Here is a 14,768-nt window from a genome sequence, read left to right on the forward strand (position 1 = left end):
CGGCCCGGAAGGGGGCCTTCGCCCTGCCTGCCGGGACCGGACCGCCGGGGGGACGGGATGCGCGGGGGTACGGGTGGCCGGGCGGGGTACGCGGTGCCGTCACTCCGGCTTACGGGCGCGGCTGGGCTGGACCCGCTTCGGCTCGCCCGGCATCTTCGGGTACTCCGGGGGGTACGGCAGATCGCCGAGGCCGTGGTCCGCCTCGTCCCGGCGCGCCGCCTCCAGCAGGCTCTCCAGGCTGAAGCGCCGCTCGTCCATGTCCGCGTGGACATCGCCCACCTCGGCGTAGCGCCGGGGCATGGTCACGATGTCGAAGTCCTCCGGCACGGCGTCGTCGATCTCCTCCCAGCGCAGCGGCGCGGAGACCGGGGCGTGCGGGCGGGGGCGGACGGAGTAGGCGGAGGCGATCGTGCGGTCCCGGGCGGTCTGGTTGTAGTCCACGAAGATCCGTTCGCCGCGCTCCTCCTTCCACCACTTGATGGTCACCCGGTCGGGCATCCGGCTCTCCAGCAGCCGCCCGCAGGCGATGGCGGCGCGCCGGACCTGGGTGAAGGTCCAGCGGGGTTCGATGGGGACGAAGACATGGAGACCGCGTCCGCCGGAGGTCTTGGGCCAGCCGCGCAATCCCGCCTCGTCCAGGACGGCGCGGAGTTCATGGGCGGCGCGCACGGCGTCGGCGTAGTCGGTGCCGGGCTGGGGGTCGAGGTCGATGCGCAGCTCATCGGGGTGGTCGGTGTCGTCGCGCCGTACGGGCCAGGGGTGGAAGGTGACGGCTCCGAGGTTGGCGGCCCACACCACGGCGGCGGGTTCGGTGGGGCACATCTCGTCGGCGGACCGGCCGCTGGGGAAGGTGATGTGGGCCGTGGGGATCCAGTCGGGCAGATACTTCGGGGCCCGTTTCTGGAAGAAGGACTCGCCGGTCACCCCATCGGGGTAGCGCTCCAGGGTGGTGGGGCGGTCGCGCAGCGCGCGGGTGATGCCGTCGCCGACGGCCAGGTAGTACTGGACCATGTCCAGCTTGGTGTAGCCGTGCTCGGGGAAGTAGACCTTGTCGGGATTGGACACGCGTACGGTCCGGTCCCCCACGTCGAGTTCCACCGCTCCGGCCATGTGCGTCAGCGTATGCCGCGCCAACATTCCTCGCATACCGGACACTCGCCTTATGGATCTCCCGGTGATGCCGCCCGTGAAGCCGATGCTCGCCAAGTCCGTGCGGAAGATCCCGCCGGGGATGCAGTACGAGGCCAAATGGGACGGCTTCCGGGCCATCGTGCACCGGGACGGCACCGAGCTCGTCATCGGCTCCCGTACCGGGAAACCGCTCACCCGCTACTTCCCCGAGCTGGCCGCCGCTCTCCTGGAGCGACTGCCCGAGCGCTGTGTCGTGGACGGCGAGATCGTCATCGCGCACGAGGGACGGCTCGACTTCGACCGGCTCACCGAGCGCATCCACCCGGCCGATTCCCGGGTCCGGACGCTCGCCGAACGCACCCCGGCCAGCTTCGTCGCCTTCGATCTGCTGGCGCTGGGGGACAGCGCCCTGCTGGATGCGCCGCTGGCCGATCGACGGGCCCTGCTCACCGAGGCGCTGCGCGGCGTCCGGCCTCCGGTCCATCTGGCACCCGCCACCACCGATCGGGAGCTCGCCGAGGAGTGGTTCGAGCGGTACGAGGGCGCCGGTCTCGACGGCATCGTCGCCAAACCGCTGGATCTGCCTTACCGGCCGGACGCCCGGCTGATGTTCAAGATCAAGCACGAGCGGACGGCGGATGTCGTCGTGGCCGGTTACCGGCTCCACAAGAGCGGCCCGGTGGTCGGCTCCCTGCTGCTCGGGCTCTACGACGGTACGGGCACGCTCCAACACGTCGGCGTCTGCGCGGCCTTCTCCATGAAGCGGCGCGCGGAGCTGGTCGAGGAGCTGGAACCGCTGCGGATGGATCCCGCCGACGGGCACCCCTGGGCCGAGTGGGCGCGGGAGAGCGCCCATGAGGCCGCGAGGCTGCCGGGGGCGCAGAGCCGCTGGACCGGTAAGAAGGACCTGTCCTGGCTGGCGCTGCGCCCCGAGCGGGTGGTGGAGGTCGCCTACGACCACATGGAGGGCGACCGGTTCCGGCACACGGCCCAGTTCCGCCGCTGGCGCCCCGACCGCGAGCCCGCCGACTGTGTCTACGCCCAGCTTGAGGAGCCGGTGCGGTACGACCTGGCGGAGGTGCTGTCGGCTCCCTGAGGAGGGGTTCCCGCTCCGGCCCCGGACTGCTGACAGTCGGGGCGGGTGGGCCGACAGCCGCGCCACCGACGACCGTGGCCACCGACGACCGGAGCCACTGACGGTCGGACGATCCGGTTGCACGAGCCCCGGGCCCCGGGCCCATACTCCGCCCGGGTGCCCCCGGCGCACGGTTCCCCCGGGTGTCCCGGTCAAGGGCCGGCAGCCCACCCCTGACAGGGACACCCACGGCCGGTGAACCTCGGTGTCGCGGGACGTAGGCTCGCCGTATGAACGCGAGCGACCTGGGGGACTTCCTCTGCGCCCGACGCGCCGGGATCGTCCCGGAGAGCGTCGGCATCGTCACCCGGAACACCAGCCGGCGGGTGCCGGGACTGCGACGGGACGAGGTGGCCCGGCTCGCGGGAGTGAGCGTCGCGTACTACACCCGGCTGGAGCAGGGGCGCGGTCAGAACGCCTCGGAGTCCGTTCTCGACGGTCTCGCCCGCGCCCTGCGCCTGGACGACACCGAGCGGACCCACCTCCACGACCTCGCCCGGGCCGCGGCGTCCCGCCGCGCACCTCGGGAGCCCGAGCCCGAGACACCGCATCCCCGCACACTCGCCCTCCTCGAGTCTTCCGCTGGCGCTGGATGTGGCCCCGCATAGCGGAGCTGCTGGCGGTGGAGCCGGAGGGGTACGCGGAGCGACCGCGCCCCCTCGCGGACCAAATGGCGGGCCGGGCGGACGACTGGCGCGCGCTGGCGGCGCGGGAGCACCTCGCCGAACCCGACCTCACCCGCGTCGCCTCCTGGTGGCACACGGACGGCGACCTCAACCGGCCGGTCGAGTGCTTCACCGACCTGACCCGCAGCCGGACCGCCGGCTTCACCGGCCACGCCGACACGCTGTCGTCGTTCGCCACCCTGTTCACCACGCTGCGCCGGGAGCGTGTCATCCCCGGCTGACCGCGACCCGGGGCCGTCGGGCGGGGACTCCGGTCGCGTCCGGCCGAGCCCCCACCCACCCGGAGGGCTCGGCCGGAGCGAAACATCCCGCTCAGGGTGTGCAGGGTTCCTCCGTCCGCGCGGTCGGGGGCGACGCCGTCGGATCGGGTGACGGGCACGGCGTGGCCGAAGGGCTCGGCCCGGGGCCCGGTGAGCCCGATGGGCCGGGGCTCGGTGTGGTCGGGCTCGGGCTGGGGCCGGGAGTCGATGTGGGGGTGGGTGTCGGAGTGGGGGTGGGCGTGGGGCTCGGGCTCGGTCCTGGCGGACTGGCGCTGGGAGTGGGGCTGGGGCCGGGGGACGGCGCCCCCGACGGGGACGGGGACGGTGTGGGTACCGGGGACGGCCGGGGCGGGGTCGGCGGCTTCGGCGGCGGACCGATGACGATGCCCCCATCCCCGCTCACCGGTCGTTTCGCCGGGGCCTTCGCACCGGCTCCGGGGCTGTCGGGCAGCACCCCCGTACCGTCCGGCACCCCGTACGCGCCACCCCGGTAGAACTCCAGCCAGGCCAGTACGGTCCGCAGATAGGCGGTCGACCGGTTGTAGCTGAGGATCGCCCGGTCGAGGTCGGCCCGTACGGTCAGATCGCGGTCCCCCGCACAGAGGTAGCGCCCGGCGGCGAGCGCCGCGTCGTGGATGTTGTTGGGGTCCCGCCGCCCGTCGCCATTGGCGTCCTGGCCCCAGCTCGCCCAGGTGGAGGGGATGAACTGCATGGGCCCCACCGCCCGGTCGAAGCGGCCGTCGCCGTCGTAGGCGCCGTCGTCGGTGTCGGTGATCCGGGCGAAGCCGGCACCGTTGAGCACCGGGCCGAGGATCGGCGCGAGCGTGGTGCCGGCGCTGTCCACCCGGCCGCCGCGGGCCTGTCCCGACTCGACCTTCCCGATCGCCGCGAGCAGTTGCCACGACAGCCGGCAGCCCGGGTCACCGCGCCGGACGACGGTCTCGGCGCGGCGGTAGGCGGCCAGCACCGAGGCCGGAATGCCCGCCTGGGCCCGGACCGCGCCCGTGATCAGGATCGGGGAGGGCGCCGGAGCCCGGACCGCGGGAGCGGTGGGCGAGGGGCGCAGCGGCGGGAGTTCCACATGGAACGAGTCGTCGTTCGGCAGTTCGGCCGGGGTCTCGTACGCGGCGGCGACGTGCTGCGCCCTGACCGGCTCGACGCGTACGACGGCGGGGGCGCCGGAGGCGGTGAGCGCGGCCAGCGCGGTGACCGCCGCCGCCGTACCGGCCGCTTTCCTGCGGGCGGCGCGGCGCGGCCCGAGCTGGGCCCTCACTCTTCGGACCTGCGCGAGACGAGCCCTCACGGGACGAGCCTTCATGAGGCGGCCCCGAAGGTGTCGATGGCGGCGATCCGCCAGGTGTCGCCCACCCGGACCGCGTCCACGGCCACCATCGCCGCCGCGTAGGTCGTCTCCCCCTTGGTGGCCGTACGGGTGTTGCTCTGGTCCGCGTAGACGAGCACCCGGGCCCGGTCGCCCTCGATCAGCTCCACCCCGCTCCGGGTCACGGTGGTGGTGAGCACGAGTTTCTGCCGGGGGCCCGCCGCGCGCACGGAGGCCAGCAGGGTGCCGTGCTGTCGTACGGCCGCGCCGGTGAGATGGTCCCGGACCGCCCGGTCGAGCGCGGCCGGCTGGGCGAAGTCGTACGAGAAGACCGCCTCGACGGCCCGGGTGATCTGGCCCTTCAGCTCACTGGTCCGGGCGAGGTCGGTGAGGGCGGAGTTCCGTACGGCGGGGTCGTCACGGAGTCCGGCCGCCTGACCGCCCGCGAAGGCGGCGAAGCCGCCGAGGAGGACGGTGAGCACGCCGAGCACGGCGACGAGCCGGGTCCGGTTCCGGGGCGACGGGGCCCGCGGTGCGTCCTGCGCCCCGGAGGTCTCCAGCGCCTCGGGGGTCCTGTCTGTCTCGTCTGTCCCGGGCGCCTCGGGGTTGGCCGCTCCCGGTACGGGTCGGTCCGGGCGCGCGGTCTCCTCCCCCGCGCCCGTCCGGCGCCACCAGCGGCGGGGTGGCGCGGCGGCCGGATCGGTGTCCGTGGACCCGGTCGCGGTCGCGCCCGCGAACCGAGCCGGTGCGGACCCCGACCGAGGCTGGGACGCGGCCACGGGTGACCCGGACTCCGGCGCGGACGGGGCACCCGTCGTGCCGTCCCCGCCCGCCGGGCGGTCGGTGGGCGCGGCACCCGGCGGCTGGTCCGTGAGCGCGGCCTTCGCCGCCGACGCCAGGCGCCGCTGCCGGTTGATCAGATGACGCGTCGTCGACATGGTGCGACAGTCCTCTCGCTCGTCACTCGGCCGTGGCGTTGCCGACGGGTGCCTGGCCCAGCGCGCTCAGTTTCCAGCCGTCGCCCGTCCTGGTCAGTTCGCCGAGCATCCGGCTCTCCTTGCGCACCGGTTCGCCCTTGGGCGCGGTCACGGTGATCCGGACGGCGACCATCACACTGGCCCGCCCCGCCCGGTCGTCCAGCTCCGTGACCGCCCCCGACAGCACCGTGGCGCTGCTGACCGTCCGGGCCTGTCGGATCTGCTTCTCGAACTGCCCCCGCCCGTCCGTGAGCTGTTTCCGCAGCTCCCCGGTGGCCGACTCCTCCCAGACGTCGAGTCCGCGCTCGATGTCCCGGTGGTCGAGGGTGTTGAGGTTCAGCACCGCCTGTTCCCCCGCCGCCAGCGCCGCGTCGCGTTGCTTCGCGTACCCGGCGGAGTCGTCGTGCGCCGCCGCGTACCAGGACCAACCGCCCCAACCGGCGAATCCCGCCGCGAGGACGCTCAGCGCGAGCGCCCCGGCGAGCAGCGGATGGGTCCGTGCCGTCCGTGCCATGGAACCGTGCCTCCCCTGTTCGGGAACTGTCGGTACTTATCGGTGTCTATCAGGACCTGTTGCGGTCTATCGGGAGGTGATGTCGACGATCCGCCAGCGCCCGTCGCGGCGTTCGGCGGTCAGGGTGAGCTGTGCGGCGGCGGTGACGGGAGGGTTGCCCGCCCGTTCGGCGACCTGGTCGAGGAAGACGAGGAGCCGGGCGCTGCGGTCGGTCAGCCGGACCACTCCGATCCGTACGACGTGTGTGGTGAGCGTGAGCTTCTGCCCGGCGGCCCGCTTCTCGACCTGGCCGAAGAGCTCGCCGTACTGCCGGGCGGCCTTGCCGGCGAGGAGTTCGCGCGCCGCCTGACGGGTGGCGTCGACGCCGGTGGGTGTGTAGGAGAAGATCCGGACGACCGCGTCGCCGATCTCGTCGGTGACCTGGGCGGTGGCGCGGGTGTCGGTGAGGGTCAGATCGCGGGCGGCGGGGGTTGATCGGAGCTGGTCCGCGCGGATCAGTAGGGCGCCCCCACCGATCAGCAGCGCGAGCACGACGGCGACGACGAGCGCGGTGCGCCCGCGCGGGGCCGCCGGCGGCGGGTCGTCCGGCGGCTCCGGTGCGGAGCCCGGCGCCGGGAGCACCGGGCGGATCTCGTCCTCGGCCGCCCGAGGGGAGCCCGCCCTCACGCGCCACCGACCGGTACCGCGGTGAGGGTCTGGACCTTCCAGCCGTCGTCGGTGCGGGCCAAGGTGGCCTCCAGTCGCTTGCGGTCGCCGCTCGCCGTGCCGCCGGCGGGCTTCAGTTCGACCCGTACGGTCGCGATCAGCCGGGCGGTCCCGGCGCGGGTGTCGAGTGCGGTGAGGGCGGCCTCGGTGACGGTGGCGCGCGCGGTCGGGCCGGTCACCGGTTTCGCCCGGCGCAGTTCGTCGTGGAGCTGTCCGGTGGCGGCGTCGAGCCGGCGCAGCCGTGCGCCGTCGGTGTCCGCCGCGTCATGGCTGGTGAGCACGGAGAGCCGGCCGGTGCCGTCGGCGAGCGCCCGGTCGCGGGCCTCGGCGTACGCGAGGGAGTCGTCGTTCCCGGCCCGGAACAGGGACCAGCCGGCGTAGGCGCAGAAGAGGGTAGCGAGGAGCAGCGCGAGCCAGGTCACGCCGGTGCGACGGGTGATCATTCGGTTCCCTCCAGTCCCAGCAGTCGCCGCAGTCCCGGTGGTTGGTCATCGACCGACTCCAGCGCGAGCGGCCCCGGCCGGTGCGCGTCCGGCACCGGGCCGCCCTTGGGCGCGTGGGCGCTGCCCCGTACGTTGATCCCGCTGCTCGCGGGCGCGGCGCAGCGGGCCCGGGTGTTCACCGCGGGCGGCGGCGAGAGGTCGAGGCCGTTGCGGTAGCGGGTGCCGCCGTAGCCGGCGGTGCACGGCAGCGGTTCGAAGAAGGTCACCGACATGCCGAAGCGGGCGCCCTTCCCGGTGACGGCGGTCGCCCCGGCCGCGGCCACGGCGGGGAGTTTGACGAGAAGTTCCTCGATCCCGCGCTGCCGGGTGACGGCGACCTCCGAGGTGGTCAGCAGATTGGCGACGACCAGCCCGAAACCGGGTTCCAGATCCCGCAGCAGGCCGCTGATCTGGCCGGCGGCGCCCGGCGCCGCGGCGATGAGCCGGCGCAGATCGCCGTCGGAGTCCTTCAGCTCGCCGGCGAGCGCCTTCGCGCCGGAGGCGAAGGCGGTGAGCGCGCGGCCCTGTTCGGCCTGGGTGCGCAGCACCGTCTCGCCGTCGATCATCAGCCGGGTATTGACGGGCAGTGCCCGGTCGGCGGCGCGGACGAACGCGTCACCGCTGTCGAGCAGCACCTGGAGGTCGTCGCCGCGTCCGCTCAGCGCCGCCCCGAATTCGTCCACGACGGTGCGCAGTGACTCCAGGTCGATGGCGGACGCGAGGTCGTCCACGCTGGTGAGAACGTCGGTGACGGGCGCCGGCAGCCGGGTGTCGGACCGGGCGATGACCGTGCCGTCGCCGAGGTAGGGACCGTCGTCGCCCCGCGGCCGCAGATCGATGTACTGCTCGCCGACGGCGGAGAGGCTGGCGACGACGGCTTCGAGGTCGGCGGGGATGCGGGGCGCCGATTCCTTGATCCGCAGCTCCGCCTCGACACCGTCATCGGTGAGGTCGATGGGGCCGACCCGGCCGACCGAGACCCCTCGGTAGGTGACGTTGGAGTGGGTGAACAGACCGCCCGTGCGGTCGAGTTGGACCCGTACGGTGTAGTAGTCACGCATTCCGACCCAGTGGCCGAGGTCGGCGTAGCGGACGCCGACGAAGCCGAGGACGAGTACGGCGATGACGAGGAACGCGATGTTCTTGAGGCGGATGGCGAGGGTGATCATCGGTCGCTCCCCCGGTCCGGGGTGACGGCCGGGAGCGGCAGCGGGGGCGTACCGCCGCTCCCGGCCGTCGGTACGGTGGCCTGTCCGGCGGGAGGTGTCAGCGCGGGGATGATCCCGGTTCCGGGCACGGCCGTCACCTTCAGATAGACGTTGAGGTAGTCGCCCTTGACACCGCGGAGCACCTCGTCGGTGAAGGGGTAGGTCAGCAGCACCTGGAGCGAGTCGGGCAGCGCCCGGCCCGAGTCGGCGAGGGACTTCAGGGTGGGGCCGAGGGCCTTGAGGTCGGCGATGGTGTCGGCCTTGCTCCGGTTGATGGTGTCGACGGCGACGGTGGAGAGGGTGTCCAGCGCGCGGAGCATCGTCAGCAGGGAGCCGCGCTGCTGTTCCAGGACCTTCAGTCCGGGGCTGAGTCCGGTGAGGACCCGGCCGACCTGCTGTTCCCGGGTGGCGAGGGTGGCGGCGAGCCGGTTGACGCCGTCGAGGGCCGCCGTGATGTCCCCCTTGTTGGCGTCGAGGCTGCCGACGAGGGTGTTCATCCGGCGCAGTACCGAGCGGACCTGGGGTTCCCGGCCGCCGATCGCCTTGTTGAGTTCGGTGGCGATGGTCTTGATCTGGTTGACGCCGCCGCCGTTGAGGAGGAGGGAGAGGGCGCCGAAGACCTCTTCGACCTCGGGGTTGCGGTTGGTGCGGGCGAGCGGGATGAGGGCGCCGTCCCGCAGTCGGCCGGCCGTCCCGGTCGATGCGGGCGGCGCCTCCGGTGAGCTGACCGACGACGGGACGGCGGACGTCGACGCGGCCTTCAGCGGAGTCCTCCCGGGAGTCTTTCCCTGGCTCTTCGACGGCGGTGGGGAGAGTTGGACGTACTTCTCGCCGAGGAGGCTGGACTGTTCCAGGTGCGCGTAGGCGTCGGCGGGGAGCCGCACATCACCGTTGACGCGCATGGTGACCTTGGCCGACCAGTCGTCGGGGCTGAGGGTGATCTCGGTGACCCGGCCGACGGCGACGTCGTTCACCTTGACCGCTGACTGCGGCACCAGGCTCAGTACGTCGGCGAATTCGGCGGTGACCTCGTACGGATCGTCGCCGAGGTCGGCTCCCCCGGGGAGCGGAAGCTGTTCGATGCCCGACAGGTCCGGCAGGTCCGGCATCGAGCAGCCGGTGAGCCCGAGGGCGACGATCGCCACCAGGGCGGGTGTACGGCCTCTCACCGGGTGCCCCCCTTCCGCTTCTTGGCGGTCTCCGGGGTGCCGTAGACCGTGCCGACGGCGGGCAGCGGCAGTCCGGGCAGCGCCTGCTGCCGGGCGCGGCCCACCGGCGCGAGTCCGTCGAGGGCCCCCGTGCCGCCGAAGCTCAGTTCGTTGATGTTGGCGCGGCCGTTCAGGGTGCGGTGGGTCGGGTCGTAGGCGGCCAGCGCGTTGCCGGCCGCGAGCGGGACGGTGTCCATCGCCTCGGCGAGGGAGGCCCGCTGGTCGACGAGGGTCCGGGTCAGCGGCACCAGGGCGTCCACGTTCTGTTTGAGGGCGGCGCGGTTGTCCTGGATGAAGGTCTTCACCGTGCCCAGCGCGGTGCCCAGTTCCTTCAGCGCGGCGGAGAGGTTCTCCTTGTCGTCGGCGAGGAAGCCGGTGACCGTGGCGAGTTGGCGCTCCGCCCGGGCGACGGTGCTGTCGTTGTCCTTGAGCATGGTGGTGAAGGACTGGAGGTGGGCCAGGGTCGCGAACAGGTCGTCGCTGCTGTTGTCGAGGGTGCGGGCGGCCTTGCCGAACTGGGCGATGGAGTCGCCGATGGCCTTGCCGTTGCCCTTGAGGTTGGCTGCGCCGGTGTCGAAGAGTCCGGCGAGCGCGCCCTGCGCGTTGGCGCCCTTGGGGCCGAGGGCGGTGCTCAGCTCGGTGATGGACTCGTAGAGCTGGTCGACCTCCAGCGGCATGGCGTTCTTCGCGGCCGGCAGTACGGCACCGTCCCGGAGCCGCCCCCCGCCGGTGTAGGCGGGGGCGAGCTGGATGTAGCGGTCGGCGACGACACTGGGGGCGACCACGACGGCATGCGCGCCCTCGGGGACCTTGACGTCCCGGTCGAGCAACAGGGTCACCCGCACCTCGTCGCCGACGGGGTGCACGGAGTCGACGGTGCCGACCTTGACTCCGAGGACCCGCAGGTCGGAGCCCTCGTACACACCGGTCGCCCGGGTGAAGTAGGCGGTGACCCGGGTGGACCCGGCGTCGGTGAACGCGCGGACGCCCGAGGTGCCGGCGAAGGCCACGACGGCGAGTCCGGCGACGATTCCGATGATCCGCTGACGGTTCATGAGGCGCCGCCTCGGGGTCGGGGCGGCAGACATCCGGTCGACGGAGGCGTGCCGGGGGGCAGATAGTTCTTGGGGACGAGCCCGCAGACATAGGTGTCGAACCAGCGGCCGTTGCCGACGGCGTTGCCGACCAGCCGGTAGTACGGTCCGGCCATGGCGAGGGTGGCGTCGAGGCGCTCGCGGTTCTTCAGCAGGACGGCGGTGACCTTGCTCAGCGCGGCCAGGGTGGGCCCGAGCTGCTCCTTGTTGTCGGCGACGACGCCGCCGAGCTGGACACCGAGGTTCCTGGTGCCGGTGAGCAGCCGGTGGATGGCGTCGCGGCGGGCCTGGAGTTCGCCGAGCAGCAGACTGCCGTCCTCCAGCAGGGTTTCGAAGCTGTCCTTCTTCCCGGCGAGGGTCTTGGTGAGCTGCCGGCTGCCCCGCAGGAGTTCGGCGAGCTGGGCGTCGCGCTTCGAGACGGAGCGGGAGAGTGCGGCGAGGCCGGTGGCGGCGGAGCGGACGTTGGGCGGGGAGTTCTCGAAGGTGGCGGAGATCGTCTCGAAGCTCTTGGCGAGCTGGGCGGTGTCGATCTTCCCGATGGTCTCGCCGAGTCCGTTGAACGCCTGGGTGACGTCGTACGGGGAGGTGGTGCGGCGGGTCGGGATGGTCTCAGCGGGGTCCTGGCTCCGGGTGCCGAGCGGGTCCAGGGCCAGGTACTTCTCGCCGAGGAGGGTCTTGATGGCGATGGCGGCGGTGCTGGAGTCGCCGACCCAGGCGCCGTCGACGGTGAAGCTGACCCTGACCTTGGCGCCGCTGAGGCGGACGCCGGTGACCTGGCCGACCTTCACCCCGGCGATCCGGACCTCGTCGTCCTCGTCCAGACCGGCGGCCTCGGTGAAGTCGGCGCGGTAGGTGGTGCCGGCGCCGAAGGTGTCGGCCCGGTAGGCGACGATGCCGAGGAGGGCGAGCAGCAGCAGGCCGACGATGCCGACGGCGACCGGATTCCGTTCCCGTACGGGCTTGAACACCGCTCGGAAGGTTGTCATCCGCGGCACCTCGACTCCGTGATGCCGATGCCGGTGGGCGGTCGGCTGCCGTCCGACGTGGTGACGCCGCTGATCCTCGCCTCGCAGAGGTAGAGGTTGAGCCAGGAGCCGTAGGACGTGATCCGGCTGATGGCCCGCATCTTCTCGGGGGTCTTGCGGAGCAGGTTCTCGATGGCGGGGCGGCCAGCGTCGAGCTGCTTGGACAGCCGGCCCAGTTCGCGGATGTCCGCCTTCAGCGGGGCGCGGCCGTCGTCCAGCAGATCGGCGGTGACGGTGGTGAGGTCGCCGAGGGCGACCACGGCCTCGCCGAGCGGCTTCCGGTCGGCGGCGAATCCGGAGACCATGCGCTGGAGTGCGTCGACCAGTTCGTTGAAGCCTTCCTCGCGGTCGTTGACGGTCTTCAGCACGGTGTTCAGACTGCCGATGACCTCGCCGATGACCCGGTCCTTGGTGGCGACCGTGGTGGTCAGGGAGCCGATATGGCGGATCAGGCTGTCGACCGTGCCGCCGTCGCCCTGGAGGACCTTGACGATGGATCCGGCGAGTTCGTTGATCTCCTTCGGCGAGAGCCCCTCGAACAGGGGCTGGAAGCCGTTGAAGAGCTGGGTGAGGTCGAGTGCGGGGCTGGTGCGCGCCAGCGGGATGGTGTCCCCGGCGGCGAAGTAGCGGCCGACCGGTCCGGTGCCCCGGTCGAGGTCGATGAAGCGCTGGCCGACCATGTTCAGGTACTTGATGGAGGCGGTCACCGACGCGGGCAGTTTGCGGCCCCGCTGGACGCTGAAGGTCACCTCGGCCTCGCGGCGGTCGGCGACCTCGATCGACTCGACCTGGCCGACCTTGACCCCGGCGATCCGGACGCTGTCGCCGGTGACCAGCCCGGTGGCGTCGCTGAACCTGGCGCGGTACGGGGAGGTGTCGCCGACCCCGGTGTTGGCGATGCTGAGCGCGAGGACCGTGGTGGCGAGTGCGGTCACCACGATGAACACGATCGACTTCGCGAGGGGGCCCGCGACACTGCGGCGCTTCATCTGAGTGTCACCTCGGTCCCCCGGTAGACGGGTCCGGTCAGCACGGTGCTCCAGTCGGGCAGTTCCTGTGGTGTCTTCTTCAGCTCGGGCGCCATCAGCTCGTTGACGAGCCGGCTCTCCTGCGGGGAGTTGGGCAGTCCGAGTCCGGGGGTGTCCAGCGCGGCGGGCGCGGGCCGGCCGTTGTAGGGCACGGAGTAGCAGTGGGGCCCGCCCCCGGCGTCGTACACCGGCCGGTCCTTCCCGGGGACGTACTTGCCGCGCGACGGCACGGTCGTCACGTCCACCCGCAGTCCGGGCCGGCCGGTGCCCTTGCCGAGGGCCTTGTCCATCGCGGGCACGAATCCGGCGAGGGTGCGCAGGGTGCACGGGAAGGAGGACGAGTAGCGGGCGAGGAGTTCCAAGGTGGGGCGGCTGACGGCGGCGAGGCGGATGAGGTTGCCGCTGTTGCGGCGCAGGAAGGCGGTCAGGTCCTGGGCGGACGCGGTGGTCGCGCCGTACAGGGCGGCGAGGTCGGCCTGTTCCTCGGCGACGGTGGAGCTGGTGGTGGTGAAGTCGGTGAGCGCCGTCAGGATGTCGGGGGCGGCGTCCGCGTAGAGGTGGCTGACCTGGACGAGCCGGCTGATGTCCCGGTTGAGGACGGGTAGTTGGGGGTTGAGCTTCTTCAGATGTTCATCCAGGGTGACCAAGGTCCGGCCGAGCTGGTCACCCCGGCCCTGGAGGGCCTGCGCGACGGCGGTCAGCGTCGCGGAGAGCTGCGCCGGTTTGACGGCGGTGAGCAGCGGCAGCACATTCCCGAGCACCTGCTCCAGTTCGATGGCGTTGCTTGAGCGGTCCCGTGGGATGGTGTCGCCCGCCCGGAGGCTGCGGGTGGAGGGGGCGTCGCCGGGGGGTACGAGGGCGACGAACCGCTCTCCGAAGAGGGTGGTCGGCAGCATCTGGGCGGTGACGTTGGCTGGGACCCGGCGCAGTTGGTCCCGGCCGATGGCGAGGGTGAGCCGGGCGCCGGTTCCGTCGGCACGGATCTCCCGGACCTCGCCGACGACGACGCCGCGCAGTTTGACCTCGGCGTTGGTGTGCATCTCATTGCCGACGGAGGAGGCGAGGACGGTGATGGTGGCGTCGTCGCTGAACTCCTTCTCGTACACGGCGACCGACAGCCACACCAGCAGCGCGGGCACCAGCAGGAAGACCACTCCGGCGAGTCGTCTGCGGACGGCACGGGTTGTCATCCGGCCACCTTCACGGTCGTGGTCGCGCCCCAGATGGCCAGCGACAGGAAGAAGTCGGTGACGCTGATCAGCACGATCGCGTTCCGTACGGAGCGGCCGACGGCGACGCCGACCCCGGCCGGGCCGCCCTCGGCGCGGAAGCCGTAGTAGCAGTGGGCGAGGATCACCAGCACGCTGAAGATCAGCACTTTCAGGATGGAGAGCAGGACGTCCGTCGGGGAGAGGAAGAGGTTGAAGTAGTGGTCGTAGGTCCCGGCGGACTGGCCGTTGAAGACCACGGTGATCCAGCGGGAGGCCACATAGGAGCTGAGCAGGCCGATCGCGTACAGCGGGATGATGGCGACGACCCCGGCGATGATCCGCGTGGTGACGAGGTAGGGCATGGAGCGCACGCCCATCGCTTCGAGGGCATCGACCTCCTCATTGATCCGCATCGCGCCGAGCTGGGCGGTGAACCCGGCGCCGACGGTGGCGGAGAGGGCGAGTCCGGCGACGAGCGGGGCGATCTCCCGGGTGTTGAAGTAGGCGGAGATGAAACCGGTGAAGGCGGAGGTGCCGATCTGGTTGAGCGCCGCGTACCCCTGGAGACCGACGACCGTGCCGGTGAAGAGGGTCATCGCGATCATCACGCCGATGGTGCCGCCGATGACACCGAGGCCGCCGCTGCCGAAGGCGACCTCGGCGAGGAGGCGCTGGACCTCCTTGAGGTAGCGGCGCAGCGTCTTCGGGATCCAGATCAGCGCGCGTACGTAGAAGATGAGCTGGTCGCCGGAGCGGTCCAGCCAGCCGAGCGGGGACATCCGG

The 14,768-nt window shown here is 72.2% G+C and carries 16 protein-coding genes; 3 read left to right on the plus strand and 13 right to left on the minus strand.

Features of this window, described 5'->3' with window-relative positions:
• Window positions 1-99 precede the first annotated feature (99 nt).
• Window positions 100-1,110 carry a non-homologous end-joining DNA ligase gene (gene ligD, locus ACH4S7_RS15085; RefSeq protein WP_398521595.1) on the minus strand — a complete coding sequence of 337 codons (1,011 nt, stop codon included), beginning with the start codon at window positions 1,108-1,110 and terminating at the stop codon, window positions 100-102.
• A gap of 52 nt (window positions 1,111-1,162) precedes the next feature.
• Between ligD and ACH4S7_RS15090 the strand changes: the two genes are divergently transcribed.
• The 3 genes from ACH4S7_RS15090 to ACH4S7_RS15100 all read left to right on the plus strand — a co-directional run bounded on the left by ACH4S7_RS15090 (window position 1,163) and on the right by ACH4S7_RS15100 (window position 3,173).
• Entirely contained in the window at window positions 1,163-2,227 is a 1,065-nt protein-coding gene (locus ACH4S7_RS15090) for an ATP-dependent DNA ligase (protein ID WP_398521596.1), read from the plus strand.
• A gap of 269 nt (window positions 2,228-2,496) precedes the next feature.
• On the plus strand, window positions 2,497-2,874 hold the full coding sequence (locus tag ACH4S7_RS15095; RefSeq protein WP_398521597.1) for a helix-turn-helix domain-containing protein: 378 nt from the start codon (window positions 2,497-2,499) through the stop codon (window positions 2,872-2,874).
• Window positions 2,859-3,173 carry a hypothetical protein gene (locus ACH4S7_RS15100; protein WP_398521598.1) on the plus strand — a complete coding sequence of 105 codons (315 nt, stop codon included), beginning with the start codon at window positions 2,859-2,861 and terminating at the stop codon, window positions 3,171-3,173. Before ACH4S7_RS15095 ends, ACH4S7_RS15100 begins: the two co-directional genes overlap by 16 nt.
• Before the next feature lie 91 nt (window positions 3,174-3,264).
• On the opposite strand, the gene ACH4S7_RS15105 is transcribed toward ACH4S7_RS15100, so the two are convergent.
• The 12 genes from ACH4S7_RS15105 to ACH4S7_RS15160 form a co-directional block, all read right to left on the minus strand.
• Window positions 3,265-4,485 (minus strand): lytic transglycosylase domain-containing protein, encoded by a 1,221-nt coding sequence (locus tag ACH4S7_RS15105; RefSeq protein ID WP_398521599.1) that lies wholly within the window; start codon window positions 4,483-4,485, stop codon window positions 3,265-3,267.
• Window positions 4,486-4,526: 41 nt separating this feature from the next.
• A complete protein-coding gene (locus ACH4S7_RS15110; protein WP_398521600.1) occupies window positions 4,527-5,471 on the minus strand; it encodes a hypothetical protein in 945 nt (314 codons plus the stop codon).
• Between the two features lie 22 nt (window positions 5,472-5,493).
• Window positions 5,494-6,024: a nuclear transport factor 2 family protein gene (locus ACH4S7_RS15115; protein WP_398521601.1), complete on the minus strand. Its 531-nt coding sequence runs from the start codon at window positions 6,022-6,024 to the stop codon at window positions 5,494-5,496.
• A gap of 66 nt (window positions 6,025-6,090) precedes the next feature.
• Window positions 6,091-6,645 (minus strand): hypothetical protein, encoded by a 555-nt coding sequence (locus ACH4S7_RS15120; RefSeq protein WP_398521602.1) that lies wholly within the window; start codon window positions 6,643-6,645, stop codon window positions 6,091-6,093.
• A 41-nt stretch (window positions 6,646-6,686) separates the two neighbouring features.
• Window positions 6,687-7,172, minus strand: a complete 486-nt coding sequence (locus tag ACH4S7_RS15125) for a hypothetical protein (RefSeq protein WP_398521603.1) — start codon at window positions 7,170-7,172, stop codon at window positions 6,687-6,689.
• The gene (locus tag ACH4S7_RS15130; protein ID WP_398521604.1) at window positions 7,169-8,380 is read right to left on the minus strand and encodes an MCE family protein; all 1,212 of its coding nucleotides are present in this window, start codon (window positions 8,378-8,380) and stop codon (window positions 7,169-7,171) included. The genes ACH4S7_RS15125 and ACH4S7_RS15130 overlap by 4 nt, the downstream gene beginning before the upstream one ends.
• Window positions 8,377-9,528 (minus strand): MlaD family protein, encoded by a 1,152-nt coding sequence (locus tag ACH4S7_RS15135; protein WP_398521883.1) that lies wholly within the window; start codon window positions 9,526-9,528, stop codon window positions 8,377-8,379. The genes ACH4S7_RS15130 and ACH4S7_RS15135 overlap by 4 nt, the downstream gene beginning before the upstream one ends.
• A 56-nt stretch (window positions 9,529-9,584) precedes the next feature.
• Window positions 9,585-10,682 (minus strand): MCE family protein, encoded by a 1,098-nt coding sequence (locus ACH4S7_RS15140; RefSeq protein WP_398521605.1) that lies wholly within the window; start codon window positions 10,680-10,682, stop codon window positions 9,585-9,587.
• On the minus strand, window positions 10,679-11,707 hold the full coding sequence (locus ACH4S7_RS15145; RefSeq protein WP_398521606.1) for an MCE family protein: 1,029 nt from the start codon (window positions 11,705-11,707) through the stop codon (window positions 10,679-10,681). Before ACH4S7_RS15145 ends, ACH4S7_RS15140 begins: the two co-directional genes overlap by 4 nt.
• On the minus strand, window positions 11,704-12,735 hold the full coding sequence (locus ACH4S7_RS15150) for an MCE family protein (protein WP_398521607.1): 1,032 nt from the start codon (window positions 12,733-12,735) through the stop codon (window positions 11,704-11,706). The genes ACH4S7_RS15145 and ACH4S7_RS15150 overlap by 4 nt, the downstream gene beginning before the upstream one ends.
• Window positions 12,732-13,964, minus strand: a complete 1,233-nt coding sequence (locus ACH4S7_RS15155; RefSeq protein WP_398521608.1) for an MCE family protein — start codon at window positions 13,962-13,964, stop codon at window positions 12,732-12,734. Before ACH4S7_RS15155 ends, ACH4S7_RS15150 begins: the two co-directional genes overlap by 4 nt.
• Entirely contained in the window at window positions 13,961-14,764 is an 804-nt protein-coding gene (locus ACH4S7_RS15160) for an MlaE family ABC transporter permease (protein WP_398521884.1), read from the minus strand. Before ACH4S7_RS15160 ends, ACH4S7_RS15155 begins: the two co-directional genes overlap by 4 nt.
• Window positions 14,765-14,768: the final 4 nt, after the last annotated feature.

It is taken from the genome of Streptomyces sp. NPDC020965, assembly GCF_044333555.1.
Classification (GTDB): Bacteria; Actinomycetota; Actinomycetes; order Streptomycetales; family Streptomycetaceae; genus Streptomyces.